Origin of the sequence: Streptomyces sp. CA-179760, from assembly GCF_050937045.1 — a bacterium.
GTDB lineage: Bacteria > Actinomycetota > Actinomycetes > Streptomycetales > Streptomycetaceae > Streptomyces.
This window is the reverse complement of sequence record NZ_JBNJLZ010000001.1, coordinates 2,259,929-2,285,724: the sequence shown is the minus strand read 5'-3', so window position 1 is coordinate 2,285,724 and position 25,796 is coordinate 2,259,929. Positions and strand designations below refer to the sequence as shown.

Below are 25,796 nucleotides of genomic sequence, written 5' to 3'. Positions count from 1 at the left end.
CTCACCGCCGTACCGGCTCGATGCCCTCCAGCGTCGGCACCACCGGCTTGATGCTGCCGTCGGCCGCGAACTCCATGCGGTCGACGGTGGTCTCGCGGTGCATGCCGTCGCCGGCCGGCAGGCCCGGGCCGTTGAGGGCGAAGCGGTGGTAGACCATGTACCAGTCGTCGGTGCCGGGCGTGTTCACCACCGAGTGGTGACCGGTGCCGAGGATGCCGTACTCGGGCCGCTTCTGAAGGATCGTGCCGCGCTTGGTCCACGGGCCGAGCGGGGACGGGCCCGTCGCGTACGCCACGTGGTAGTTCTCGCTGCGGGTGTCGTCCTCCGACCACATGAAGTAGTACGTGCCCTTCCGCTTGATCACGAAGGAGCCCTCGCGGAAGTTGTCCGGGGTGATGTCCTTCACCTTCGACGCGTCGAAGGACACCATGTCGTCGCCCAGCGGCACCACGTACCCGTGCCCGTTGCCCCAGTACAGGTACGCCTGGCCGTCGTCGTCCGTGTAGACCGCCGGGTCGATCATCTGGCCCTTGAGCGCCCCGCCCTTGGCGACCAGCGGCTTGCCGAGCGCGTCCTTGAAGGGGCCGGCGGGGGAGTCGGCCACCGCCACGCCGATCTGCTGCTCCGCGCAGAAGTAGAAGTAGTACTTGCCATCACGCTCGGCGATCGCGGGCGCCCAGGCGTTCTTGTCGGCCCAGCTCACGTCCGGGCCGAGGTCGACGATGACGCCGTGGTCCTTCCAGTTGACCAGGTCCTTCGACGAGTACGCCTTGAACTTGGTGCCGCTCCAGCCCTCGAAGCCGTCCGTCGTCGGGTAGATCCAGTATCTGCCGTTGAGGTAGTGCACGTCGGGGTCGGCGTTCAGGCCGGGCAGGAGCGGGCTGCGGGTGCGGACCGCCTCGACCGTCCAGACGCGCTTGGTGCCGTCGGCGGCCGTCACTGTGTACTTCTGCGGCTTGCGGAAGTCGCGGCGCGTACCCGACTTGGGGCTCAGCCTGGCGCCCTCACCCACCCACAGCTTCGGGGCGAGGTCCCGCAGGCCGGCCTTGGGCTCCATCGGCAGCACGACCTTCGAGGCGCTGTCCGTGACGATCGAGTAGCCCTTCTGGTGCCCCGCCGTCGCGTCCACCACCGAGGTGGAGGTGGACGGGTAGGCCGCCAGCAGCCGGTCGTACTCCTTCTGCGTCACCGGGAGCACCGTGCCGTGCCGGGGGCTCGCCGGGAGCTGGTAGTTCGTGGACGGGGTCCACTTGCCCGAGGCGAGGTCGGTGGTCTCGAACGGCAGATAGCCGCGGCCGCCGTACTCGTCGATGAACAGGTACCACTTCTTCTCGGTGTTCGACTTGAACACCGTCGGGCCCTCACCGCGGTCCATCGCGCCCTTGCCGATGCAGTCGGCCACGAAGTCGTACTTCGTCGAGGTCAGGGAGGTCGACTTCTCCCCGGTGATGAACTTCGAGCAGGGGCTGGAGGAGGTGGGGTCCCGCTCGTCCTTGGTGTAGCGGTAGTACTCGTCCTTGTACTTGACGACGGTGGAGTCGATCACCGAGTAGCCCGGGTCGTTCCAGACCTTCGGCTCGCTGAAGGTGCGGAAGTCCTTCGTGGTCGCATACATCATCTTGTTGTACGTGTCGCCCTTGTGGTCCGGGTCGTCGTCGGCGTACAGCTTCGACGCCCAGAAGACGACGTACTCACCGAGCTCGTCGTCCCAGTAGGCCTCCGGGGCCCAGGTGTTGCCCGCGGTGTCCGGGGAGACCTTCACCAGGCGCTGGTCGGTCCAGTGGACCAGGTCGGTGGACTCCCAGACCATGATCGACTTGCTGCCGTGCCGCTGGACGTCGTCCCAGCTCCCGCTGGAGTTCTGGTACATCCTGAGGTCGGTGGCGATCAGGAAGAACTTGTCGCCCTTCGGGGAGCGGATCACGAACGGGTCGCGCAGCCCCTTCTCGCCGGTCGTCGACGTCAGGACCGGCTTGCCGGCGTTCAGCTCACGCCAGTGCAGCGCGTCGTTGCCCCGGCTCAGGGCGTAACGGATCTGCTCGCCGTCGGCGGTGCCCTCACCCGTGAAGTAGGCGAAGAGATAACCGGCGTACTTGGAGTGCTTCACGGGTGGTGCTCCGGGGTCTGCGGTGCTGGGCGGCGCCGTGAGAAGAGTCAGGAGAAGGCCGGACAGGGCCAGGAACGGAAGCAGAAGCGTGCGGGGGCGCATGACACTTCCTGTCGGAGTGTGGGGGATTCTGTTGGGTATCGGCTCTCGGAGTTTCACCGGACGGGGGCAGTGCGTCAACGGGTGTGCATGAGGCCGGTGGTTTCGAAAGTTTCGGAACCCGGGCGCGGCCGTGCACGTGACGGCGGCAACGGCGGCAACCCTTTCCCGGCCCGGCGGCGACTGCTGGGCGGAAACGGATCGGAGCGGGCCCCTCCGAACCGCTTCCGTCTCTCATCCCCCAGGAAAGGAACGCTCCGTGCTGCTCAGCACCGGACGCCACCGCAGGACCCGTACGCTCACCATCGCCGCGGCCGTGGCCCTGGCCGCCGGGGCGGGCGGCGTCCACCTCGGGCTGTCGAGCGGCGGCGCGCAGGCCGCCTCGGCGGCGGTCACCGTCTCCACCGCGGCCCAGCTCGAAGCGGCCGTGAAGAACGCCACCGCCGGCACCGTCATCCAGGTCCGCGGCGGCACCTACTACCCGGCCGCCACCCTCAAGTCCACGGCGAACGGCACGAGTTCCGCGCGCATCACCCTGCGGCCCCACGGCAGTGAGAAGGTGCGGATCGACGGCTCCAAGCTGCCCGCCGGCTCCTGGCTGACCGGCCTCCACGGCGACTACTGGACCGTCGAGAACCTGGCCTTCGTCAACGCCCCGGCGCAGGGCTTCGTCGCCACGTCCTCGGCCGGCGGCGTGTTCAGGAACCTCGTCACCGCCGGCAACGGCGACTCCGGCTTCACCCTGCGCGGCGACGGCACCACCGGCAACCTCGTGCAGAACCTGGACAGCCACGGCAACTACGACCCGGCGGGACACGGCCAGAACGCCGACGGCATCGCCGTGAAGTTCGGCTCCGGGACGGGCAACAAGATCACCGGCGCCCGGCTGTACAACAACTCCGACGACGGCCTCGACCTCTGGCAGTTCTCCTCGCCGGTCACCATCGAGCACTCCTGGGCCTTCGGCAACGGGAAGAACCGCTGGGACGACCCGGCCTTCGAGGGCAACGGCAACGGCTTCAAGCTGGGCGGCGGGGGCGCCTCCGTGGCCCACGTCGTCAACAACAACGCGGCCTGGGACAACACGCTGCACGGCTTCACCGAGAACTCCAACACCGGCGCCATCGCCCTGAACCGCAACACCGCGTACGCCAACGCCCAGAGCGGCTTCTACTTCGCCACCGGCAAGGCCCGCCTCGGCAAGAACCTCGCGGTCAAGGACAAGGGCGGCCCCGTGAAGCGGGGCTCCTCGACGGTCTCCGCCGGCAACAACTGGGACAGCGGCGTCACCACCCCGCCCTTCAGGTCGACGGACGCGGCCGGCGCGTACGCGGCACGCACGACGGACGGCTCCCTGCCCGCGACGACGTTCCTGACGACCGGCTCCACGACCATCGGCTCGACGATGGACTAGGCGGCTGTCGTACGGCTGCCCCGGGCGGCGGCCACTCTTCTCCACACACCTGGTCGTCGTCCGCCGGATCCCCGCGGGCTCACCGCCGGCCTGTGATGCCGGTCATGTGCGCACATGCCGACGCCCCCGCCGGTTCGCACCGGCGGGGGCGTCCTGCCGACTGGCCGAGGGGGGCTCGGCCAGTACCGACCGACCGTCCGGAGGGGGGCTCCGGAGGGTCGGGTGCCGAAGGTCCGGCTGGGGGCCCGGACGTCCGGCGTCCGGCCCGCCCGAGGGATGATTCGGGCGGGCCGGAGGTCACGTGGGCCGCTGCCTCACTGGTAGCTGATGTCGGAAGCCTTGAACTTGCAGGTCTTGCCGTCCGGACCCGGCGGCTTCAGCTCCGTCGGCTCCTTGCCGGTGTTGTTGCCCTTGAAGCGCACACACGTCTTGATCTTCTTCTTGCTGTCGCCGTGGACCCGGATCTTCGACAGCGTCGCCGTGTCGCCGTAGTTCTCGTTCACGCCGACGATCGAGTTCATCGGCGCCGTGACGTCGATGTCGTTGAGCACGATCGTGCGCTTGTGCTGCGTCCCGCAGTTGCCGCAGGAACGGACCAGCTTGCCGGCGTTCTGCACCTGGAAGCCCGACACGTTCAGCGTGCCGGCGCCGTTGAACTGCAGCACCTTGTCGTCGGCGTTCTTCGCGCCGCCGCCGATCACCTTGTACACCGCCGAGGCGGACTTGCCCTTGAAACTGGCCGCGTCCTCGCCGACGTCCAGCCACCACACGTTCTGCAGCGTGCAGCTGCCCTTGCAGTGCACGCCGTCCGCGGCCGGGGTGCCGATGATGACGTTCTTCAGGGTCGCGCCGTCCGCCAGCTCGAAGAGGGGGTCCTGGCCCTCGTCCTGGTTGTCCTTGCCCAGCGCGCCGGTGCCGTAGAACATCTTCATGCCGCCGTCGCGGACGCCGGAGACCGGGATGGTCTTCGACACGGGCTTGCTGCCCGTGTCGGAGGGCCAGGAGGACGCGGCGCTCGCGGTGGACAGCATCGACGTGGTGACGATCGCCGCTCCCGCGATACCGAACGCCGAGAGGCCGGCGACCACCGCCCGCCGCTTGGTGACCCGACGGCGATGGCGGACGCGCTGTTCTGCTGGTGCAGTCATGTACTGATTCCTCGCATGGGGGGTGACTCTGTGCGCGTAGTGGTCGCCACCGGTGAGGAGAGGGTTGCCGGGTCTTCAGAATTTTTTCACGGGTGTGCGCCAGGCACGGTCGGCCGACGTGATGCCGGATGCGGCTGCTGGGGTGTACCCGGACCGTTACGAGTCGCCCCCGGCGTCGTCCGCGTCGTCCGCGGCCGCGAACCCCCCGCCCACCGACAGCCGGTCCGGCCCCGCGGCGGCCGTCACCGAGTAACGGTCCCCGCCCGCGTCACGCCCCCCGCGGTCGTGGTCGAACTGGCCCGCGAACACCCACTCGCCGGCCGGGACCTCGCGGCCCTCCTTGAGGGTCCAGGTGTAGACGAGGGAGCCGCCCTGCTCGCCCACCGTGAGCGTGAAGTCGTTCTCGGGCAGCGACCGCCAGGCGCCCGCGTCGGAGACCCCGCCGGTCTGGGAGACGCTCAACCGCACGGTCAGCGCGGTCAGTTCCTCGCGGGTCCTGATCGTGATGTTGCTCTGCGCCCAGAAGTCGTTGCTGTGCGGGTCGACCGAGCCGTCCGACCACAGTGGCCCGTCCTCGGTGGCGGCGGGCGGCCGCGCGGTGACGGAGGCGCTCGGCTTCCGGGAGGGCGGCGGGGCGGACTCGCGGCGCTCCGGCGAGGCGGTCGGCGTGGGATCCGCCGGCGGCACGGGTGCCCGGCTCGTAGCCTCCGGCGACGGAGTGGGCGTCGGCGACGTCGCCACCTCCTGCTGCGGCGGGGCGGCCTCGTCCTTCACCGCGGACGCGACGGCGTAACCGCCGACGGCCAGCACGCCAGCCACCGCGGCCGTCGCACCGGCCACCCGCATCCAGCCGAACACCGGCGGACGCGTCGCCCGGTGAGCGGACGCGGCCGGACCGGCCATGCCGCGCTCGACCCGGGCCAGAATGCTCTCCCGGTCGGGCTCGTGCCCCCCGGCCGCCTCGTGCAGCCGGGCGCGCAGCTCCTCGTGCACGTCCCGCCGCATGGTCATCGGTCCCTCCCTCCGCCCTCACCGGTGCGCGCCCGCAAGCCCTCCACGGCGGGTGAGCAACGGGGCGCGCCCACCGTCGCGTGCATGCGCTGCGGCACTCCCTTCGTGCCCAGCAACCGCTGCAGTTCGGCCATCCCCTTCGAGGTCTGGCTCTTCACCGTACCCACCGAGACGCCGAGGGCGAGCGCGGTGTCCTTCTCCGACAGGTCGAACGCGTGCCGCAGCACCACACAGGCCCGCTTGCGGAACGGCAGCCTGCGCAACGCCTCCTGGACGTCGACGACTCCCGCGACGTCCGGGTTCTCGGTGCTCTCCTCGCGCTGTGACCAGAACAGGGCGACGCGCCGCCGCTCTCGCACGGCGCTGCGGATGCGGGTGCGGGCCATGTTCGCGACCACACCGCGGGCGTACGCCGCCGGATGGTCTGCCGCGCGCACCCGGTCCCAGCGGTGCCACAGCGCCAGTAACGCGTCCGCCGCCAGGTCGTCGGCGGTGTCCGACTCGCCCGTCAACAGGTAGGCCAGGCGGGACAGTTCGGCGTAGTGGCGCTCGAAGAAGGCGTGGAACTCCACGGAGGCGGCGTCGTCGACGACTGTGCCCACGGGCGACCTCTCCTCGCAGCGGCTTCGGGCAGCCCCGGGAGCGGGGGCGCCTGTGCGTGTCATGTAGATGACATGTGATCATCCGGGGGAGGCCCGGACGAGATCGGGAAGCGTAGCAGCGTTCGTCAGGATGGTTCGTACGGAGCTTCGAACAACGTATGGCGGGCCGGACTTCGAATCCGTAACACGAAGAAAACCTGAACGTGGTTCAACGCGAGGAAAATCCAGCCAGCACCCGCACACCGATCACCCAGGCATCAAGGAGCACTCGCCATGTCCGAATCGCAGAAGGTGGCCGACCGGTCCGACGCCGCACCACCAGCGGTGAACAGCGTCGACCGGTTCTTCAAGATCTCCGAGCGGGGGTCCACCTTCGGCCGTGAGATACGCGGCGGCTTCGCCACGTTCTTCACGATGGCCTACATCCTTGTCCTGAATCCCATCATCCTGGGCAGCGCGAAGGACAAGTTCGGGCACCAGCTGGACGCCGTCCAACTCACCACCGCCACCGCCCTGGTGGCCGCGGTCATGACGATCATCATGGGCGTCGGTGGCAATCTGCCCCTCGCGCTCGCCGCCGGACTCGGCCTGAACGCCGTGGTGGCCTTCCAGATCGCCCCGCTGATGAGCTGGGACGACGCGATGGGCCTGATCGTCCTCGAAGGCCTGCTGATCTGCGTGCTGGTGGTGACCGGTCTGCGCGAGGCCGTCATGCACGCCATACCCCAGCCGCTCAAGCAGGCGATCAGCGTCGGCATCGGCCTGTTCATCGCCTTCATCGGCTTCGTCGACGCCGGGTTCGTCACCCGCATCCCGGACGCCGCGAACACCACCGTGCCCGTTCAGCTGGGCGGCACCGGCACCCTCGCCGGCTGGCCGATGCTCGTCTTCTGCCTCGGGCTGCTGCTGACGATCGCCCTGCTCGCCCGCAAGGTCAAGGGCGCCATCCTCATCAGCATCGTCGGCATGACGGCGGTGGCCCTGGTGATCAACTCCATCGCCGACACCAAGACCTGGGGCCTGACCACACCCTCCTGGCCCGGCAACCTCGTCGACACCCCCGACTTCGGACTCATCGGCGACTTCGACCTGTTCGGCGCGTTCAGCGCCCCCGGCGTCGGCGTCATCACGGTCGTCCTGCTGATCTTCACGCTGATCCTGTCCGACTTCTTCGACACCATGGGCACGGTCGTCGGCGTCAGCGCCGAAGCGGGCCTGCTGGACGAGGAGGGCAAGGTCCCGAACCTCGGCCGGGTGCTGCTGATCGACGGTGCCGCCGCCGTCGCGGGCGGCGCGGCCTCCGCCTCGTCGGCGACCTCCTACATCGAGTCGGCGGCCGGCGTCGGGGAGGGCTCACGCACCGGCTTCTCCAACCTCGTCACCGGCGGCCTGTTCGCACTCGCGCTGTTCCTGACCCCGCTGCTCACCATCGTCCCGCTGCAGGCTGCCGCCCCGGCCCTGGTCGCCGTCGGCTTCCTGATGATGACCCAGGTCAAGCACATCGACTGGGACCGCTACGACATCGCGATCCCCGCGTTCCTCACCATCGCCGTGATGCCGTTCACCTACTCCATCACCAACGGCATCGGCGCCGGCTTCCTCGCCTACGTCGTGATCAAGACCGTGCTCGGGAAGGCCAAGGAGGTCCACTGGCTGCTGTGGGGGACCTCGGCGCTGTTCCTCGTGTACTTCGCGATCGATCCCATCGAGCAGCTGCTCGGAGCCAAGTGACGCCTGAGGCAAGGCGAAGGGCCGCCCCCGGGGGAAGGGGGCGGCCCGTCTGTCTGTAGAGACGGCTTCCGTACGGCGAAGGTTCAGTGGGAGCCTCAGTCCTTGAGCGCCGCTTCCATCATCGCCTTGGCGACCGGAGCCGCCAGGCCGTTGCCGCTGACCTCCGAGCGGGCGGCGTTCGACTGCTCGACCATGACCGCCACGGCGACCTCCTTGCCCGACGAGTCGGACTTGCCGTACGAGGTGAACCAGGCGTACGGCACCTGGCTGTTCTTCTCGCCGTGCTGGGCGGTGCCCGTCTTGCCGCCGACGGTCGCGCCCGCGATCTGCGCGTTCGAGCCGGTGCCCTTGTTCACCACCGTCTGCATCGCCGACTGCAGCTGCTCGGCGGTCGAGGAACTGACGATCTCCTTCGTGTCCGTCTCGTCGTCGTAGTCCTGCAGCACGTCACCGCCGCTGTTGGTGATCTGCGACACCATGTGCGGCGAGACCAGCTTGCCGCCGTTGGCGATGGCCGCCGACACCATGGCCATCTGCAGCGGGGTCGCGGTGACGTCGAACTGGCCGATGCCCGTCAGGGCGGTCTGCGACGGGTACATGTCCGACGGGTACACGCTCGTGTAGGCCCGGACCGGCACATCCAGTTTGTCGTCGTTGAAGCCGAACTTCTCGGCCATCGCCTTCACCTTGTCCTGGCCCAGCTGGACGGCCATCTTCGCGAAGACGTTGTTGCACGAGTACTGCAGCGCTGTGCGGATCGTGGCGTCCGTGCAGGGCGCGTTCGGGTTCTCGTTCGACAACTTCGTGCTGGTGCCCGGCAGCGTGTACGGGTCCGGGCTGTCGGTCTTGTCGTCCACCGACTCGTACAGCCCGTCCTCCAGCGCCGCTGCCGCCACGACCAGCTTGAACGTCGAACCGGGCGGCAACGGCTGCCGCAGGGCGCGGTTGGTCAGCGGCTTCTCCGGGTCGCTGGTGAGCTTCTTCCAGGCCACCCCGGCGGTGTTGGCGTCCGTCAGCGACGAGGGGTCGTACGACGGTGTCGACACGACCGCGAGGATCTTCCCGGTCTTCGGGTCGATGGCGACGGCGCCGCCCTTCTTGTCGCCGAGCGAGTCGATCGCGGCCTTCTGGACGTCCGGGTCGATCGTGGTGACCACGTTGCCCGGTTCGGCCCGCTGGTTGGTGACGGTGTCCATCACGGACTTCAGACGGTTGTCCGTGCCGTTCAGGAGGTCGGTGTAGATGCCCTCCAGTTGCGTCGGCGCATACGCCTGCGAGGCGTAGCCCGTCACCGCCGCGTACCGCTCACCGTCCGTGTACGTGCGCTTGTACTTGAGGTCGCCTGTCTTCGTCGGGGCCGAGCCGGTGACCGACCGGCCGCCCACGATGATGTTCCCGAGCGGCGCCGAGTACGTCTCGATGGCGTTCCGCCGGTTGTCCTTGTCGTCTGCGAGCGCCTGGCCGTCGTAGAACTGCACCCAGGTCGCCCTGACCAGCAGAGCGAACACAAGGAGCAGTGCGAAGACCGACGCGCGCCTGATCGTCTTGTTCATCCCGAACATGAGGACGAGCCAGGAGGGGCGGATCGTTCCCACCCGCCCGTTTTCTCATTCCGCGTTCAGAAAGCCCGCCTCGTACGCCGCGATGACCGCCTGCGTACGGTCCCGGGTGCCCGTCTTGGCCAGGACCGCCGCCACGTGCGATTTCACGGTGGCGGGGCCGACCTCCATCCGGCGGGCGATCTCCGCGTTGGTCAAACCGGCGGCCATGTGCCGCAGGACCTCCCGCTCGCGGCCCGTGAGCTTCGCCACCCACGCGGGCGGCGCGGAGTGGGCGCGCGCGTGCTCGGTCGCGAGGGTGCGGACGGCCGCCGGGAACAGCAGGCTGTCGCTGCGCGCCACCAGCCGGACCGCCTGCACGAGCGCGTCGGCTTCCGCCCGCTTCAGCAGGAACCCGGCGGCTCCGGCGCGCAGCGCGTCATACACGTAGGAGTCGTTCTCGAAGGTCGTCACGACGACGATCCGGGGCGGCTCGTCCAGCGTGGCGAGGATCTGCTCGGTGGCGCGGATGCCGTCGATCTCCGGCATGCGCACGTCCATGAGGACGACGTCCGGCCGCAGGTCCCGTACGACCGACACGGCCTCGGCGCCGGTGGCCGCCTCGCCCACCACCTCCAGGTCCGGCTCGGCGGAGAGGATGGCGCGCAGCGCGGTGCGCACCATGCGCTCGTCGTCGGCCAGGACGACACGGACGGGTGCCGGGCGGGTCATGCGGGTCCTTTCGTCGCGGGCCTTCGTACGGGCCCGTCATTCAGGTCTGTTCATCGGCAGGCGTACGTGCAGACGCCAGGTCCTCGCGGCGGTCGGCCCGGCCGTCGACGTCCCGCCCAGCAGCCTGGCCCGGTCCGCGATGCCGCGCAGCCCGTGGCCGCCGCCGGGCCGGGAGGGCGCGGGGCCGGTCACCGGATTCTCCACGGTGATCTCCAGCTCCCCCTCCGCCCACGCGATCCGCACGTCCACGGCGACCCGGTGCCCGGCGTGCTTGAGGGCGTTGCTCAGCCCCTCCTGCACGATGCGGTAGGCCTCGCGGGAGAGCAGCGGGGGCAGCGCCTCCGGGTCGGCGCCGACCGTGGCCGTCACCCGGGCCCCGCCCGCCCGGGTACGGGACAGCAGGCTGTCGAGGTCGCCGGCGAGGGTGGGCGCCGGGGCCGTGCCGGGACCGTCGCCCTCGCGCAACACGCCCAGCACGGCGTCGAGTTCGCCGACGGTACGCCGGGTCGTCTCCTCGATCGCAGCGAGGGCCTCGCGGACGAACTCCGGGTCGGAGTCGAGGACCCGGCGTGCCGCGCTCGCCTGGAGGGTGACGGCGCTCAGCGCGTGCCCGACCGAGTCGTGCAGCTCCCGCGCCAGCCGGTTGCGTACGGCGAGGTCGGCGGCGCGAGCCTCGGCGGCCGCCAGCCGGCCCTCGGGAGACTGGCCGAGCAGGTCGGGTGCCCAGCGGGCCAGCAGCGCACCGCCGCCGGCCGCGCAGCCCGCGAGGGCGACCAGCATCGCCGCTCCCGCGACCGGCGCCAACGCCAACACCCAGGCGTGGTCGAGGACTTCGGGCACCCCGGGCGGCGTGCCGCGCAGCCCGGCGATGAGCGGCAGCAGGATCAGCACGACGGCGAACGGCGGCACGGCCAGCGACATCCCCGCGATGATCCCGCCGAACCCGAGATGGAGCGTGAACCAGGCCGCCGTACGCCCCTTCTCGCCCCGCGTCCGGGCCGGTCCGAAGGCGAGCCGGTCCGCGTCGACCCCGCACAGCCAGCGCACGGCGGCGGCCTCCAGCGGCCGGGTCAACGGAAAGACGGACGTGACGGCGGCGATCGGCAACCCCACCCCGAACGAGGCGAGCTGGAGGGGAAAGGACCCGAAGACGTCCGCGCCGCCGGTGGCCGGGCCGATGATCACCGAGCCCACCAGTACATACGGCATGGCGAGCGCGCCGCCGAGGATCAGATGGACCCAGCGCAACCGTGCCCGCCGGCCGAACAGGAGCCGGGCGGCCCGTCTCACGCCGCCCGCCGCGCGGTCCCGGCCGAGCGCTCCGCGAAGTGGTAGACGCCTATGACGGCGACGAGGAAGCCGACGAGCATCTGCCCAGCGTAGGCGAGGCCCATCAGCGGCGTCGGACGGTCGGCGAGGTCCTCCACACCACCGAGGGAGGCCAGCGACAGCCAGCCGCCCCAGCAGGCCACGGCACCCGAGCCGACCCAGGCGAGCCCCAGCGGCACCGCCACGGGCAGGGCCCGGCCCCGCCGGAACGCCAGCAGGAAGCCACCGGCGACGGCCGCGACGAGGAACAGCACGTACACGGCCTCCAGGACGTGGAAGTCGGCGGTGCGCTCCGCCGCCCGGCCCTCGCTGAGCCCGGCGCTGACACCGCAGGCCCACAGCAGGTGGACGGTGAGCGGCAGCAGGGCGAGCACGGCGGCCGCGACGGCGAGCGCGCGGTGGGCGGGCCCGAGGACTCCGACGGGCAGCTCCCGCACCCGGCCGCGCCACAGGTGCCCCCAGCGGTCGCGGGCGTAGAGCACGAACAGGGCGCCGAGAGCGATCCCTTGGAGGATGAACCCGGTGTACACCACGGTGAACACCCAGGCGTGGAGGAAGGAGTCACGTCCCGGGTCCGGCGCCGCTCCGCCGCCGAACGCCTTCACGACCAGCTGCGCCGGGAACCCGGTCAGGATCGGCGCGAGCAGCCCGGTGGCGACCCAGACGGGAAACGCCAGCAGCCACGCGGGCACCTTCAGCCCCCACGGCCGGGTCAGCATCAGCGCCAACACGATCACCGTGCTGTCCAGCAGCACGGAGAGACCGTTGATCACGGCCATGCCGACACGGTCGTCGAGCAGGGCGCTCCCCTCGGGGACACCGACGTGGCTTCCGGCGATCCAGGCGGCCTTGAGCCCGAGGTACGGCAGGCAGGAGAGGACGGCGACGGCACGCAGAATCCGCCGGGGGCGGCTCGAACGGACGGTGGGGCCGGGAGCGGTGAGGGGAGTGATCGACTGCGTCATGCGATCAGGCTCCCGCGTGGGAGGCGGACGGCACGTCCTCAACAGTGACGATCCGCCTCCGCCGGACGGGGGAGACCACAGGGAGGCTTCTCAGCCCTCCAGGAGCAGCACCGTCTCGTCGATCTCGGCGTCCCGGGCCTGGGCGTACCCCGTGGCCGTCGCCACGGCACGGAACCCGCATTTCTCCAGGACGCGCAGCGACCCCACGTTGTCCGAAGCCGCCCGCGCGTAGAGAGGACGGTCGTCCACCTCCGCCACCAGCGCCCGCAGCGCCTCGGTCGCGATGCCCTTCCCCCAGTACGCGCGGTCGATCCAGTACGTGACCTCGCGCTCGCCCGGCTCCCCGTACACCGCCGTGCTGCCGACCACATCGCCGTCGGCCAGCACCGTGCGGACGACGGCGGACGAGGAGAGGATCTTGGCCCAGTGGGCGTCGAAGGCGTCCCGGTCGGCCGGGTCCTTGGGAGTGAAGGCCGCTATGTGCAGCGCCTCGGGGTCGTTCATCTGCCGGTAGAAGACCGGCAGATCGCTGTCGTGGACCGTACGCAGCTCGACATTCATGCCTCAGAGCCTACGGGTGGCCAGTGTCAGCCGGTCCCGCGCGTCGAACAGCGCGTCCTTCACCAGCTGTTCGTGCGCCGGCGTGAGCCGGGCCACCGGCACCGAGCAGCTGATCGCGTCCCGCGCCGGAGTGCGGTACGGGATCGCCACGCCGAAGCAGCGCAGCCCCAGCGTGTTCTCCTCGCGGTCCACGGCGAAGCCCTGCTCCCGCACCTGGCGCAGCTCCTCGATGAGCTTCTCCCGGTCGGTGATCGTGTGCTCGGTCAGCGCGGGCAGCGTCTCCGGGAGCATCTTGCGGACCTGCTCGTCCGAGTACGTGCTCAGCAGCGCCTTGCCGAGGGACGTGGAGTGCGCGGGGAGCCGGCGGCCGACCCGGGTGAAGGGGCGCAGATAGTGCTGCGACTGGCGGGTGGCGAGGTAGACGACGTTCGTGCCGTCCAGCCGGGCCAGGTGGATCGTCTCCGTGGTGTCGTCCGAGAGCCGGTCCAGCGTCGGGCGGGCCGACGCGACCACCTCGTCGCCGTCGATGTACGACGTGCCGACCAGCAGGGCCCGGACGCCGATGCCGTACCGCGTGCCCGTCGCGTCCGTCTCCACCCAGCCCAGCTCGACCAGGGTGCGCAGCAGCATGTACAGGCTGGACTTGGGATACCCGACGGCCTCCTGGACCGCCGCCAGGGAGTGCATACCGGGCCGGCCCGCGAAGTACTCCAGCAGTTCCACGGTCCGCACCGCGCTCTTGACCTGCGCACCGCCGCCTGTCTCGCCTGCCGACATCGCCTGTGACCCCTTCGTTCGACGAGATGCTGGAGTTATAGTCTCCGACAGCATTCATCATCAGAGACAGCGTTCAGTATATCGAACATCCCTGGTGATGACGTACATACTGCGGCATTGCATGCGGCAACGAATGTGGAGGGATCCGCGGTGGCAGCAGCACCAGTCTGGAGTGTCGACCCCCGAACCGGGAAGCAGCGCGAGCAGGTTGCGGTGGAGGCCACAGCCCAGGAGGTGGACGCCGCCGTCCGGGCCGCGGACGAGGCGCGGGGCGCGCTCGCCGACCGCGCCGTCCGCTCGGCCTTCCTGCGCACGGCCGCCGACGAGTTGCAGGCGGCCAAGGACGGTCTCGTCGAGACCGCCGACGCCGAGTCCGCGCTCGGCCCGGTCCGGCTGACCGGCGAACTCACCCGCACCTGCTTCCAGCTGCGGGCCTTCGCCGACATAGTCGACGAGGGCGCCTTCCTCGACGTCGTCATCAACCACCCCGACGACACCGCGACCCCGCCGATCCCGGACCTGCGCCGCTACAAGGTGTCGCTGGGCGTCGTCGCCGTCTACTCGGCGTCGAACTTCCCCTTCGCCTTCTCGGTCGCGGGCGGCGACACCGCGAGCGCCCTCGCGGCCGGCTGCCCGGTCGTCGTCAAGGCCCACCCGGACCACCCGGCCCTGTCCGAGTACGTCGCCGTGGTGCTGCGCCGGGCCGCCGCCCGGCACGGCATCCCCGAGGGTGTCGTCGGGCTGGTGCACGGCTTCGAGGCGGGCGTCGAGCTGATCAAGCACCCGCTGGTCGCGGCGGCCGGCTTCACCGGGTCCGTACGCGGTGGCCGGGCCCTCTTCGACGCGGCGGCCGCCCGCCCCGTTCCGATCCCCTTCCACGGCGAACTGGGCTCCCTGAACCCCGTCGTCGTCACCGAGGCCGCGGCCGCCGAGCGCGCCGAGGCGATCGGCGCGGGCCTCGCCGGGTCGATGACGCTGGGCGTCGGCCAGTTCTGTGTGAAGCCGGGCCTTGTACTCGCCCCCGCCGGCGCCGCCGGTGACGCGCTGCTGAAGTCCCTGACCGACGCCGTCAGCGACACCGACGCCGGGGTCCTGCTCGACCACCGCATGCGCGACAACTTCGTCGCCGGTGTCGCCGAGCGCGCGCGGCTGTCCGACGTGGAGTCCCCGGTCACGCCCGGCTCGGGCGGCGACCACACCGTCAGCGCGGGCTTCCTCACCGTCCCGGCGAGCAGGCTGGCCGCGGAGGGCGAGCACGACCTGCTCCTGGAGGAGTGCTTCGGGCCGGTCACCGTGGTGGCCCGCTATGAGGACGACGCCGAGGTGAAGGCGGTGCTGTCGCGGCTGCCGGGGAATCTCACGGCGACGGTGCAGCTCTCCGAGGAGGAGGCCGCGGGGGAGGGCCGCGGGGCGGAGATCCTCGCGGACCTGACGCCGCTGGCCGGTCGCGTCCTCGTGAACGGCTGGCCGACGGGGGTCGCGGTCGCACCCGCGCAGCACCACGGCGGCCCGTACCCGGCCACGACCTCCACGTCCACGTCGGTCGGCGGCACGGCCATCGAGCGGTGGCTGCGGCCGGTGGCGTATCAGAACGCGCCGTCTGCGTTGCTGCCCGCGGAGTTGCGGGACGAGAACCCGCTGGGGCTCCCGCGTAGGTTCAACGGGCGTTTGGAGCGGTAGCGCCGGAGGGGCGCGGTCAGCTGCGGTCTGCCGGTTCGTTGTGGCTTGTCGCGCCCACGCGGCGGAGCCGCAAATTGGCACAGTCCCGCGCCCCTGAGGGGCGGACCTGGAAGAGTTGGTTGGATGGATCTGGAACTCTCCGAACTTCCTTTCGGTCTGCGTACGTATGGGCCTGACGGTCACTGGTCTTATGAGGACGGTGTGCTCTCCGGGTGGGCCGGGCCCAGGCAGGATCGGTTCGTGCCGCCCACCGGTGAAGGGCTGGACCCCGCCGCCGACGCGCCCCGACTGCTCGGGGCGCCCGAAGGGGACTTCCAGCTGATCGCCCGGGTCACCGTCGGGTTCGGTGCGGCCTTCGACGCGGGCGTGCTCTACGTGCACGTCGGGGAGCGGGCCTGGGCGAAGCTCTGCCTGGAGTACTCCCCGGACGTCCCCACCGTCTGCACGGTAGTCACCCGGGGCCACTCCGACGACGCCAACTCCTTCACCGTGGGCGGCAGTTCCGTCTGGCTGCGGGTCAGCCGCACCGGCCGGGCCTTCGGCTTCCACGCCTCCCGCGACGGTGAACACTGGACCTTCGTCCGCCTCTTCACCCTGGGCGAGGAGAAGGAGACGGGCGCGGCCCTGGTCGGCTTCATGACCCAGTCCCCGATGGGAGAGGGCTGCGTGGTGACGTACGACCACATCGAGTTCCGCCCGAACTGGCCGAAGGACCTGCGGGACGGCAGCTGAGCCCCGCGGGGGAACCGGCGCCCGGCCGGGTACGTCCTCCGTTCCATGATCAGGGACCGACTGACCCCAGGCCGTGTGATCCGTACCGTGCTGCCCGCCGAGGTGGCGGAGATCGTCGCGCTGCACGCGCGGGCCCGGGCGACGTACTACCCCGACGGGCTGCCGCAGGACGGCACCGACTGGACCGCCTCCTGGCGCAGCGCTGTCGCACGGCCGGACGGCCGCGTGCTGTGCGTCGTGGAGGCGGGCCGCGTCATCGGCCTGGCCTCCTTCCGCACTCCCGAAAGTTCGCCGGCGGACACGGTGAAGCTGTTCCAGTTCCACGTCGACCCCGAGCACTGGCGCCGCGGTGTCGGGGCGGCCCTGCACACCGCCTGCGTGGCGGAGTGGCAGGCCGACGGCAAGCGGACGGCCGCCCTGGACGTGCACATGGACAACCGGCGGGCGCAGGGGTTCTACCGGCGCCAGGGATGGGTGCCGGAGCCGGCCGGGCAGGGCGATCATCATCTGCGGATGCGGTTCGCCCTGCCCGGGGAATGAAGCCTCCTGCTTGAACGTTCATGCACTCGACGGAGGGAGTCTCCGTACCCGTACGAGCTGGAGAGAGCCGAGACATGCGCGTCGAGATCTGGAGCGACATCGCCTGCCCCTGGTGCTACGTGGGCAAGGCCCGCTTCGAGAAGGCGCTGCGGGACTTCCCGCACCGTGACGAGGTCGAGGTCGTGCACCGCTCCTTCGAGCTGGACCCGGGCCGCGCCAAGGACGACATCCAGCCGGTGATCACGATGCTCACCAGGAAGTACGGCATGAGCGCCGCGCAGGCCGAGGCCGGTGAGGACAATCTGGGCGCGCAGGCCGCCGCCGAGGGGCTGGACTACCGCACCCGGGGCCGCGACCACGGCAGCACCTTCGACATGCACCGGCTGCTCCACCTCGCCAAGGAGCACGGCCGCCAGGAGCGGCTGCTCGACGCGCTGTACCGGGCCAACTTCGCCGAGGAGCGCTCGGTCTTCGGCGCGGACGAGCGGCTCGTGGAGCTGGCCGTGGCCGCCGGGCTCGACGCGGACGCCGTCCGCGCGGTGCTCGCCGACCCGGAGGCGTACGCGGCCGAGGTCCGAGCCGACGAGCGGGAGGCCGCGCAGCTCGGCGCGAACGGGGTGCCGTTCTTCGTGCTCGACCGCAAGTACGGCGTCTCCGGAGCCCAGCCCGCCGAGGTCTTCACCCAGGCCCTGACGCAGGCGTTCGGCGAGCCCGCGCCGCTGAAGATCGTCGACGGCGGAGATGGCCGAGATGGCGGAGACGGCGGAGACACCGACGGCGCGGACGCGTGTGGTCCGGACGGCTGTGCGGTGCCCCAGCACTGAAAACCGCAGGTCAGGGTGTATCCATAAGCGTTTCTTAGCGACATCACGCAGTTATCGGCAATGGACGGGGGGTTCCCCGGGGACGCAGAGTGGTCCCATGGAGACCTTCGAGAACCTCGTCCGCGCCGAGTTCACCCCGAAGCACACCTACCTCAACACCGCGAGCAACGGGCTCCTGCCCGCCCGTACCGTCACCGCCCTGCACCGGGCGGTGGGGATGCGTGCCGAGGGCACGCCCCTGGGTCCCCTGTACGAGGAGGTGGAGGCCGCCCGCGCGTCCTTCGCCCGGCTGGCCGGGGTGCCGGCCGAGCGCGTCGCGACCGGCGCCTCGGTCGCCGAGTACGGCGCTCTGATCGCCGCCTCGCTGCCCGCAGGCGCCGAAGTCCTCACGGCCGAGGGCGACTTCGCCTCCCTGGTGAACCCGTTCCACGTGCGCGGCGACCTCAAGGTGCGCGCCGTGCCCCTGGAGCGCCTCGCCGAGTCCGTCCGCCCCGGCACCGCGCTCGTCGCGGTCAGCAGCGTCCAGTCCGCCGACGGCCGGCTCGCCGATCTGCCGGCCGTGCGCGAGGCGGCCCGGGTGCACGGGGCCCGCACCTATGTCGACGCCTCCCAGTCCGCGGGCTGGCTGCCGATGGCGGCCGACGCCGACGACTTCCTCGCCGCCGTCGGCTTCAAATGGCTCTTGGGTCCGCATGGGGCGTCGTTCTTCGTCGTCCCGCAGGACTTCGGAGGGCTCACCCCGCTGCTGGCCGGCTGGGTCGCCGGTGAGGTCCCCTGGGACAGCTGCTACGGCCCCGTCGAGCAACTCGCCCGGTCCGCACGGCGGTTCGACATCAGCCCGGCCCTGTTCACCTACGCCGGGCTGCGCGCCTCACTGGCGCTGATCGAGGAACTCGGCGTCGACGCCGTGTACGCCCACGATGTCGCGCTCGCGGACCGCTTCCGCGCCGGGCTCGACGGACTGGGCCATGTGCCGGTGGCCGCGCCGGGCTCGGCGATCGTGTCCGTGCCGGGGCTCGGCCACCGGCAGGGCGAGCTGAGCAGGGCGGGCATCGAGGTGTCCGACCGGGCCGGTAATCTGCGGGCCGCGTTCCACCTCTACAACACACCGGCGGACGTCGACCGGCTCCTGGACGTCCTGTCCGGCTGAGGACATGACCGGGCCGGACCTCCCGTCCCACACGAGGAGGCCCGGCCCGGTGCTCAAAGGGGCGTCACCGCACCGGCGTCACCGCACCGGCGTGAACTCCCGGGCGCCGATGAACTCGGGACGCCGGACCGGCGCCGCGAACGGCTCGACCGCCGTGTTCTCCACGCTGTTGAACACGATGAACACGTTGCTGCGCGGGAACGGCGTGATGTTGTCGCCGGAACCGTGCATGGCGTTGCAGTCGAACCAGGTCGCCGAACCGGCCTTGCCCGTGAACAACTTGATGCCGTGCTGCGAGGCCAGCTGGCTCAGCGCCTCGTCGGAGGGCGTGCCCGCGTCCTGCATCTGCAGCGACTTCTTGTAGTTGTCCTTCGGCGTCTCACCCGAGCACCCGAGGAACGTCTTGTGCGACCCCGGCATGATCATGAGTCCGCCGTTGGTGTCGTAGTTCTCGGTCAGCGCGATCGAGACCGACACCGTGCGCATCCGCGGCAGACCGTCCTCGGCGTGCCACGTCTCGAAGTCCGAGTGCCAGTAGAAGCCACTGGCCCCGAAGCCCGGCTTGACGTTGATCCGCGACTGGTGGACGTAGACGTCCGAGCCGAGGATCTGCCGCGCCCGGCCGACGACCCGCTCGTCGCGCACCAGCCTGGCGAACACCTCACTGATCTTGTGCACTTCGAAGACCGTGCGGATCTCCTTGGACTGCGGCTCGACGATCGACCGCTCGTCGGCCCGCATGTCCGGGTCGTGCACCAGCCGGTTCAGCTCGTTCCGGTAGACGGCGACCTCGTCGTCGGTGATCAGCTCGTCGATGGCGAGGAAGCCGTCACGCTCGAACGACAACAGGTCGGCCGGCGCCACCGGGCCCGGGGCGTCGGGCGCGCCCCAGACGACCGGATCCTGGCGCGGCGTCAGCACCTCGGCGGCGCCACGACTCGGATAGAGGTCCGGCATACCGGTGGTGGTGTCGTAGGTGGCGGTCATGAAGCGTCACACCTCCTCGGTGAGCAGCGGGTATACGCCGTTCTCGTCGTGGTCCTCCCGTCCGGTGACAGGCGGGTTGAAGACGCAGAGGCAGCGGAAGTCCTGCTTGATCCGCAGCGTGTGCTTCTCGTGCCCGTCCAGGAGGTACATGGTGCCGGGCGTGATCGTGTACGACTTTCCGGTCTCGTGGTCGGTCAGCTCGGCCTCACCCTCCACGCAGACAACGGCCTCGATGTGGTTCGCGTACCACATCGACGTCTCCGTACCCGCGTACAGGACCGTCTCATGCAGGGAGAAGCCGACCTTCTCCTTGGCGAGGACGATGCGTTTGCTCTCCCACGTACCGGACGCCGACTTCACATGCCGGTCGGTACCTTCGATCTCCTTGAACGAACGGACAATCACGGTGCTGCGATGCCTCCTAGGTGAGTGATGCTCGGTTGGTGTGTCAGGCGGTCTCTCGGACGGCGCGGGCGAGCGTGCGCAGGCCCTCGTCCAGCTCTTCGGGGGTGATGGTGAGGGCGGGGAGCATCTTGACGACCTCGCTCTCGGGACCGGACGTCTCGATCAGGAGCCCCAGCTCGAAGGCGCGCTTGGCGACCTTGTTGGCGCGCTCCTTGTCGTGGAACTCCAGGCCCCACACCAGGCCGCGGCCCCGGTACTCCTTCACGTCGGCCAGGTTCTCCTCGGTGATGGAGATCAGCGCCTGCTCGACCTGCTCGCCGCGCTTGCGGGTCTGCTTCTCCATCGCGGAGCCGTCGGCCCAGTACGTCTCCAGCGTCGCGGTGGCCGTGACGAACGCGGGGTTGTTGCCGCGGAACGTGCCGTTGTGCTCGCCGGGCTCCCAGACGTCGAGCTCCGGCTTGAACAGGCACAGCGACATGGGCATGCCGTAGCCGCTGATGGACTTCGAGACGGTGACGATGTCCGGCACGATGCCCGCCTCCTCGAAGGAGAAGAAGGCGCCGGTACGGCCGCAGCCCATCTGGATGTCGTCGACGATCAGCAGCATGTCCTGCCGCTCGCACAGCTCGGACAGGGCGCGCAGCCACTCGGGCCGGGCCACGTTGATGCCGCCCTCGCCCTGCACGGTCTCGACGATCACGGCGGCCGGCTTGTTGAGGCCGGAGCCCTGGTCCTCCAGCAGCCGCTCGAACCACAGGAAGTCCTCGACGGTGCCGTCGAAGTAGTTGTCGAACGGCATGGGCGTGCCGTGCACCAGCGGGATACCGGCGCCGGCCCGCTTGAAGGCGTTGCCGGTCACGGCCAGCGAGCCCAGCGACATGCCGTGGAAGGCGTTGGTGAAGGACACGATCGACTCGCGCCCCTTCACCTTCCGCGCCAGCTTCAGCGCGGCCTCCACGGCGTTGGTGCCGGTCGGGCCGGGGAACATGACCTTGTACGGCAGATCGCGCGGCCGCAGCAGCAGGTTCTGGAAGGCCTCCAGGAACGTGCGCTTGGCGGTGGTCGACATGTCGAGCCCGTGCGTGACGCCGTCACGCTCCAGGTAGTCGATCAGGGCGCGTTTCAGGACCGGGTTGTTGTGCCCGTAGTTCAGTGACCCGGCTCCGGCGAAGAAGTCGAGGTACTCATGGCCGTCCTCGTCGTACATACGGCTGCCCACGGCGCGGTCGAAGACGGTGGGCCAGCCGCGGCAGTAGCTGCGCACCTCGGACTCAACGGTCTCGAAGACACTCAGGTCGGGCTGGGTGATGGTCACGACGAATCGCTCCTCGGTACGTGGGGGAAGTCTGCGGGAGTGGGATGGGGCGGGAAGTCTCAGTGGGGCAGCGGACCGATGCGGTACAGGACCTCGGGGTCGTGCGGCCCGTCGGGGAACACGGCCGTGTCGAAGAGCACCTCGCGCTCCAGCCGGGCGCCGTGACGCTCGGCGAACGATGTGAACAGGCGCTCCGAGGCGGCGTTGCCCGGAGTGATGGTGGTCTCCACGGTCGTCACGCCGCGCTCGGCCACGGTCCGGGCGACCAGACCGTCGAGCAGCGTGGCGGCCAGCCCGCGCCCGCGGTGCGCCTCGTCCACGGCCACCTGCCAGACCAGCAGGGTCTGCGGGCTGTCCAGCCGCACGTACCCGGTGACGAAGCCCATCGGCTCGCCGTGCTCGTCACGCGCCACGGCCGACGTGGCCGCGAAGTCGCGGCACCACAGCAGATAGCTGTAGGACGAGTTCAGGTCCAGGACCTTGGAGTCCTTCGCCATCCGCCACAGCGCGGCTCCGTCGGCCACGGTGGGTCGGTCGATTTGCGGGTCCGCTTGTACGGCAGTCATGCCAATTGAATTTACCCAGAGAAATTCAAAATCGCATCGCCAGTCGGGGTTACGTATGAGCCATGTCTGTGTTATCGCGCGGGCGCGAGTCTTTGGGTGTCGGAGGAGCGAGATGTCTGGTATTGTCCCGGAAATAAGGGGCGAAGCGGTCACAGTGTGTAACGCGTCACAGCCATGTAATCCCCACGAGATCTGCCCGAATTTCCTCGCCGAGTGTCCCCAAAATCTCTGGGTTTAGGACCGAGGAAAGCGGGCAGAAGAATACGGGAAGCTGTTCCCTGATGAATTCTTAATTGTGCGCCAGCTTACATCCGGGATGTAGCGCAATGCGCGTGCAATTCAGGCTCCGGTCACTCCGTCGATGCGTTCTCGCAGGAGATCGGCGTGACCGTTGTGCCGGGCGTACTCCTCGATCATGTGAATCAGCACCCAGCGCAGACTGACCTCCATCCCCGGGACCGGCCCCTCGGCGACCCGCCCGACGTGGTCCAGCGGCAGGCCCGCGCACAGCTCCCGCCCGCGCGCGGTCTCCCGCCGCCAGATCCCCAGCGACTCGTCGAGGCCCCGCTCCGGATCCAGCGTGTATCCGGTCGGGTCCTCGAACAGCGGCGGCACGTCGAGACCGGCCGTCACCCGCTGGAACCAGTTCCGCTCGACCTCCGCGAGATGCTGCACCAGCCCCAGCAGCGTCAGCGCGGACGGCTCGGCGGACGGTGTCCGCACCTGCGCGTCGTCAAGACCCGCGCACTTCAGCGCCAGGGTGGCCCGGTGGAAGTCCAGCCAGCTCTCGAGCATGGCCCGCTCGTCACCGCTGAGGTGCGGCACGGGACGGCCGTCGGGGAGGGCCAGCGGGCGGTCGGCAGGTGTGTCGGTGGTCATGCGGGGAGCATGGCACGCGGCACCGACAACGGGGTGTGCCGTCCCGCTGACGACGGCCGGTGCCTCTCTCGGCCGACCGGCCTCACTCAGCCCGTCCGGCGCTCGAGGACGAGGCCGTTCAGGCCGAAGCGGGGGTTTGGGGGCGCAGCCCCCAGCGGGGTCGAAGGGGCGGAGCCCCTGGAGGCAGGGACGGGAAAGGGCGGCGGGGGCGAAGAGCCGAAAGCCTCAGCCCCCGACCCGACTACGGCCACGCCCCCGGCGAACTACCGCCACGCCCCCTCCACAGCCCGCAGCGCCCCCTCCACATCCACCCGCAGCCCCTGCTCGGAGAGAGCCACCCCCAACGCCGCCAAGCTCGCCCGCACAGCCCCCCGTGTCGCATCCGCCCCGTAGTGGTTGACCCGGATCATCTCCTTGGCCAGCGCACCCCCGCCGGCGGCGACCGGCAAGGCGGGATCCGACGACAGCGCCCTGGCCACCAGCTCCGCCGCCACCACCCCGGACGGCGCCCGGAGCGTCGTGGCGACGGGCGCCGCGTCCCGGGCGTCGTACACATACGGCTCCAGGCCGCCGGCGAGCGCGACCGCCCCGGCCCGCGTGGCCGCCGCGGCGGAGGCGTGCCGGGCCATCACGGTGTCCAGCCCCGCCGCCTCGATCCGCTCCACGCACGCCTCGAGCCCCAGCATCTCCAGCTGCGCCGGAGCATGCGGCAGTGCCTTGCGGCCGCCGTCGATCCACCGCTCCTTCCAGTCGAGGAGCGACAGGTACGACCGGCGCGGCGCCCGCGGGTTCGCCGCCATCCGGGCCCAGGCCCGCTCGCTCACCGACACCGCCGAGACACCGGCGGGACCGCCCATCGCCTTCTGCGCCCCGATCACGCACAGGTCCACGCCCCACGCGTCCGTCAGCACCGGCTCGGCACCGATCGACGCCACCGCGTCCAGGTAGAACAGCGCTCCGTGCGCCCGCACCACCTCGCCGATCTCCGCGACCGGGTTGGTGTTGCCGGTCGCCGCCTCCGCGTGCACCAGGGACACGAAGTCGATCTCCGGGTGCTCGGCGAAGGCCTGCCGGATCTGCTCGGCCGTGACCGCCGTGTGGAAGGGCACCGCCAGGTCGACCACCGTGGCGCCGCAGTCCCGCAGCCAGTCGCCGAAGGTCTGCCCGTACGGGCCCGTGATCACGTTCAGCGCCGTCGTACCCGGACCGGCCGCGGCTCGGATCGCGCCCTCCAGCGGCAGCAGTGCCTCGCCCTGCATGATCACGACGTCCTGGTCGGTGCTCAGCAGCCGCGCCACACGGTCCTCGATCGCGGCGAAGCGGTCCGCGCCGAGCGGGGCCAGGTCCAGAAACGGGTGCGTCACGGTGGGGCTCTCTTCATTCACGGGGCGGGCGCCATCTGCCCGGGGCCGACGGCATCGAGGGTAACCGGCGGGTACGTGCCCCCTCGCAGCCGAGGTCACCGGCTCATTAGGGTGCGGTGCATGAGCGATCGCACGGTGCTGCACGTGAAGGGTCGGGTGCTCGTCGGGCCCGAGGACGTCCGCGACGAACTGTGGGTGGTGGACGGCCGTGTCTCCTACGACCGTCCCGCCGGCGCCCGCGACATCCGCACCGTCAAGGGCTGGACCCTGCCCGGCCTGGTCGACGCGCACTGCCACGTGGGACTCGACCGGCACGGCGCGGTCCCCCAGGACGTCGCCGAGAAGCAGGCCCTGACCGACCGGGACGCGGGCACGCTGCTGATCCGCGACGCGGGCTCGCCCTCCGACACCCGCTGGGTCGACGACCGCGAGGACCTGCCGAAGATCATCCGAGCCGGGCGGCACATCGCCCGCACCCGCCGCTACATCCGCGACTACGCCTGGGAGATCGAGCCGGAGGACCTGGTCGCCTACGTCGCCCAGGAGGCCCGGCGGGGCGACGGCTGGGTCAAGCTGGTCGGCGACTGGATCGACCGCGACCTCGGCGATCTGTCTGCCTGCTGGCCCCGCGGCGCGGTGGAGGCGGCGATCGCCGAGGCGCACCGCCTGGGCGCCCGCGTCACCGCGCACTGCTTCGCCAAGGACTCCCTGCGGGACCTCGTCGAGGCGGGCATCGACTGCGTCGAGCACGCGACGGGCCTGACCGAGGACCTCATCCCGCTGTTCGCCGAACGAGGCGTCGCCATCGTGCCGACCCTGGTCAACATCGCGACCTTCCCGCAGCTCGCCGACGGCGGCGAGTCCCGGTTCCCGCGCTGGTCGGCCCATATGCGCCGGCTTCACGAACGCCGCTACGACACCGTCCGGGGCGCCTGGGACGCCGGCATCCCCGTCTTCGTCGGCACCGACGCCGGCGGCACCCTCGCCCACGGCCTGGCGGCGGCCGAGGTCGCCGAACTGGTCACCGCCGGAATCCCGCCCCTCGACGCCCTGGCGGCCGGAACCTGGACGGCCCGCACCTGGCTCGGCCGCCCCGGCCTGGACGAGGGCGCCCCGGCCGACCTGGTCGTCTACGACCAGGACCCGCGGGCGGACGTACGCGTTCTGGCGGCGCCGCGCCGGGTGGTGCTGAACGGGCGCGTGGTCGGGTAGCCGAGCGGGTGACACGAGGGAACGCCTGTACCGAGGGATTCGAAAACTTCCACGGTATCGCCATGTTGGAGTGAAGAGGCGTCAGATCGCTGACGCCCTACGCCGGGTGCGCGATTCTTTCCGGGTCC

At 70.6% G+C, this 25,796-nt stretch carries 24 protein-coding genes; 8 read left to right on the top strand and 16 right to left on the bottom strand.

All coding sequences use genetic code 11. The features are described 5' to 3' along the window. Position 1: 1 nt before the first annotated feature. Positions 2-2,209: a family 43 glycosylhydrolase gene (locus ACQEV8_RS10205; RefSeq protein WP_432959181.1), complete on the bottom strand. Its 2,208-nt coding sequence runs from the start codon at positions 2,207-2,209 to the stop codon at positions 2-4. Between the two features lie 256 nt (positions 2,210-2,465). On the opposite strand from ACQEV8_RS10205, the gene ACQEV8_RS10200 reads away from it, so the two are divergent. Next, entirely contained in the window at positions 2,466-3,620 is a 1,155-nt protein-coding gene (locus ACQEV8_RS10200; RefSeq protein ID WP_432959179.1) for a right-handed parallel beta-helix repeat-containing protein, read from the top strand. A 314-nt stretch (positions 3,621-3,934) separates the two neighbouring features. On the opposite strand, the gene ACQEV8_RS10195 is transcribed toward ACQEV8_RS10200, so the two are convergent. The 3 genes from ACQEV8_RS10195 to ACQEV8_RS10185 all read right to left on the bottom strand — a co-directional run bounded on the left by ACQEV8_RS10195 (position 3,935) and on the right by ACQEV8_RS10185 (position 6,381). Further along, positions 3,935-4,768 carry a pectate lyase gene (locus tag ACQEV8_RS10195; protein WP_432959175.1) on the bottom strand — a complete coding sequence of 278 codons (834 nt, stop codon included), beginning with the start codon at positions 4,766-4,768 and terminating at the stop codon, positions 3,935-3,937. 156 nt (positions 4,769-4,924) lie between these two features. Then, the gene (locus ACQEV8_RS10190; RefSeq protein WP_432959174.1) at positions 4,925-5,779 is read right to left on the bottom strand and encodes a hypothetical protein; all 855 of its coding nucleotides are present in this window, start codon (positions 5,777-5,779) and stop codon (positions 4,925-4,927) included. Then, a complete protein-coding gene (locus ACQEV8_RS10185) occupies positions 5,776-6,381 on the bottom strand; it encodes a SigE family RNA polymerase sigma factor (protein ID WP_432959172.1) in 606 nt (201 codons plus the stop codon). The genes ACQEV8_RS10190 and ACQEV8_RS10185 overlap by 4 nt, the downstream gene beginning before the upstream one ends. Positions 6,382-6,654: 273 nt before the next feature. Between ACQEV8_RS10185 and ACQEV8_RS10180 the strand changes: the two genes are divergently transcribed. Then, positions 6,655-8,112 (top strand): NCS2 family permease, encoded by a 1,458-nt coding sequence (locus tag ACQEV8_RS10180; protein ID WP_432959170.1) that lies wholly within the window; start codon positions 6,655-6,657, stop codon positions 8,110-8,112. Positions 8,113-8,207: 95 nt separating this feature from the next. Here ACQEV8_RS10180 and ACQEV8_RS10175 read toward each other — a convergent pair whose 3' ends face one another. The 6 genes from ACQEV8_RS10175 to ACQEV8_RS10150 all read right to left on the bottom strand — a co-directional run bounded on the left by ACQEV8_RS10175 (position 8,208) and on the right by ACQEV8_RS10150 (position 14,014). After that, positions 8,208-9,665, bottom strand: a complete 1,458-nt coding sequence (locus ACQEV8_RS10175; protein ID WP_432972577.1) for a peptidoglycan D,D-transpeptidase FtsI family protein — start codon at positions 9,663-9,665, stop codon at positions 8,208-8,210. Positions 9,666-9,719: 54 nt separating this feature from the next. Further along, positions 9,720-10,382, bottom strand: a complete 663-nt coding sequence (locus ACQEV8_RS10170) for a response regulator (protein ID WP_432959168.1) — start codon at positions 10,380-10,382, stop codon at positions 9,720-9,722. A 36-nt stretch (positions 10,383-10,418) separates the two neighbouring features. Then, the gene (locus tag ACQEV8_RS10165; protein ID WP_432959166.1) at positions 10,419-11,672 is read right to left on the bottom strand and encodes a sensor histidine kinase; all 1,254 of its coding nucleotides are present in this window, start codon (positions 11,670-11,672) and stop codon (positions 10,419-10,421) included. Next, entirely contained in the window at positions 11,669-12,676 is a 1,008-nt protein-coding gene (locus tag ACQEV8_RS10160) for a hypothetical protein (RefSeq protein ID WP_432959165.1), read from the bottom strand. The genes ACQEV8_RS10165 and ACQEV8_RS10160 overlap by 4 nt, the downstream gene beginning before the upstream one ends. Positions 12,677-12,766: 90 nt before the next feature. Beyond that, positions 12,767-13,237 carry a GNAT family N-acetyltransferase gene (locus ACQEV8_RS10155; RefSeq protein ID WP_432959164.1) on the bottom strand — a complete coding sequence of 157 codons (471 nt, stop codon included), beginning with the start codon at positions 13,235-13,237 and terminating at the stop codon, positions 12,767-12,769. A 3-nt stretch (positions 13,238-13,240) separates the two neighbouring features. Then, complete coding sequence (locus ACQEV8_RS10150; protein ID WP_193480774.1) at positions 13,241-14,014, bottom strand: IclR family transcriptional regulator; 774 nt, start codon at positions 14,012-14,014, stop codon at positions 13,241-13,243. Between the two features lie 150 nt (positions 14,015-14,164). On the opposite strand from ACQEV8_RS10150, the gene ACQEV8_RS10145 reads away from it, so the two are divergent. The 5 genes from ACQEV8_RS10145 (at position 14,165) to ACQEV8_RS10125 (ending at position 18,940) form a co-directional block, all read left to right on the top strand. Next, complete coding sequence (locus tag ACQEV8_RS10145) at positions 14,165-15,694, top strand: aldehyde dehydrogenase (NADP(+)) (RefSeq protein ID WP_432959162.1); 1,530 nt, start codon at positions 14,165-14,167, stop codon at positions 15,692-15,694. A gap of 123 nt (positions 15,695-15,817) precedes the next feature. Further along, entirely contained in the window at positions 15,818-16,426 is a 609-nt protein-coding gene (locus ACQEV8_RS10140; protein ID WP_432959160.1) for a DUF1349 domain-containing protein, read from the top strand. A gap of 45 nt (positions 16,427-16,471) precedes the next feature. Further along, entirely contained in the window at positions 16,472-16,966 is a 495-nt protein-coding gene (locus ACQEV8_RS10135; RefSeq protein ID WP_432959159.1) for an N-acetyltransferase family protein, read from the top strand. A 74-nt stretch (positions 16,967-17,040) separates the two neighbouring features. Next, positions 17,041-17,790, top strand: a complete 750-nt coding sequence (locus ACQEV8_RS10130) for a DsbA family oxidoreductase (protein ID WP_432959158.1) — start codon at positions 17,041-17,043, stop codon at positions 17,788-17,790. 97 nt (positions 17,791-17,887) lie between these two features. Further along, positions 17,888-18,940: an aminotransferase class V-fold PLP-dependent enzyme gene (locus ACQEV8_RS10125; RefSeq protein ID WP_432959156.1), complete on the top strand. Its 1,053-nt coding sequence runs from the start codon at positions 17,888-17,890 to the stop codon at positions 18,938-18,940. Between the two features lie 78 nt (positions 18,941-19,018). Here the strand turns inward: ACQEV8_RS10125 and thpD are convergent, their stop codons facing one another. The 6 genes from thpD to ACQEV8_RS10095 all read right to left on the bottom strand — a co-directional run bounded on the left by thpD (position 19,019) and on the right by ACQEV8_RS10095 (position 24,456). Further along, a complete protein-coding gene (gene thpD / locus ACQEV8_RS10120; RefSeq protein WP_432959154.1) occupies positions 19,019-19,927 on the bottom strand; it encodes an ectoine hydroxylase in 909 nt (302 codons plus the stop codon). A gap of 6 nt (positions 19,928-19,933) precedes the next feature. Continuing rightward, positions 19,934-20,332 carry an ectoine synthase gene (locus ACQEV8_RS10115; RefSeq protein ID WP_184599670.1) on the bottom strand — a complete coding sequence of 133 codons (399 nt, stop codon included), beginning with the start codon at positions 20,330-20,332 and terminating at the stop codon, positions 19,934-19,936. Between the two features lie 43 nt (positions 20,333-20,375). Then, entirely contained in the window at positions 20,376-21,647 is a 1,272-nt protein-coding gene (gene ectB / locus ACQEV8_RS10110; RefSeq protein WP_215122286.1) for a diaminobutyrate--2-oxoglutarate transaminase, read from the bottom strand. A gap of 59 nt (positions 21,648-21,706) precedes the next feature. Further along, on the bottom strand, positions 21,707-22,213 hold the full coding sequence (gene ectA, locus ACQEV8_RS10105; protein ID WP_432959152.1) for a diaminobutyrate acetyltransferase: 507 nt from the start codon (positions 22,211-22,213) through the stop codon (positions 21,707-21,709). A gap of 339 nt (positions 22,214-22,552) precedes the next feature. Next, positions 22,553-23,092, bottom strand: coding sequence for a DinB family protein (locus ACQEV8_RS10100; RefSeq protein WP_432959150.1), 540 nt, complete (start codon positions 23,090-23,092; stop codon positions 22,553-22,555). A gap of 263 nt (positions 23,093-23,355) precedes the next feature. Then, positions 23,356-24,456, bottom strand: coding sequence for a pyridoxal-phosphate-dependent aminotransferase family protein (locus ACQEV8_RS10095; RefSeq protein WP_432959148.1), 1,101 nt, complete (start codon positions 24,454-24,456; stop codon positions 23,356-23,358). A 120-nt stretch (positions 24,457-24,576) separates the two neighbouring features. On the opposite strand from ACQEV8_RS10095, the gene ACQEV8_RS10090 reads away from it, so the two are divergent. Continuing rightward, complete coding sequence (locus ACQEV8_RS10090; protein WP_432959146.1) at positions 24,577-25,668, top strand: amidohydrolase family protein; 1,092 nt, start codon at positions 24,577-24,579, stop codon at positions 25,666-25,668. Positions 25,669-25,796: the final 128 nt, after the last annotated feature.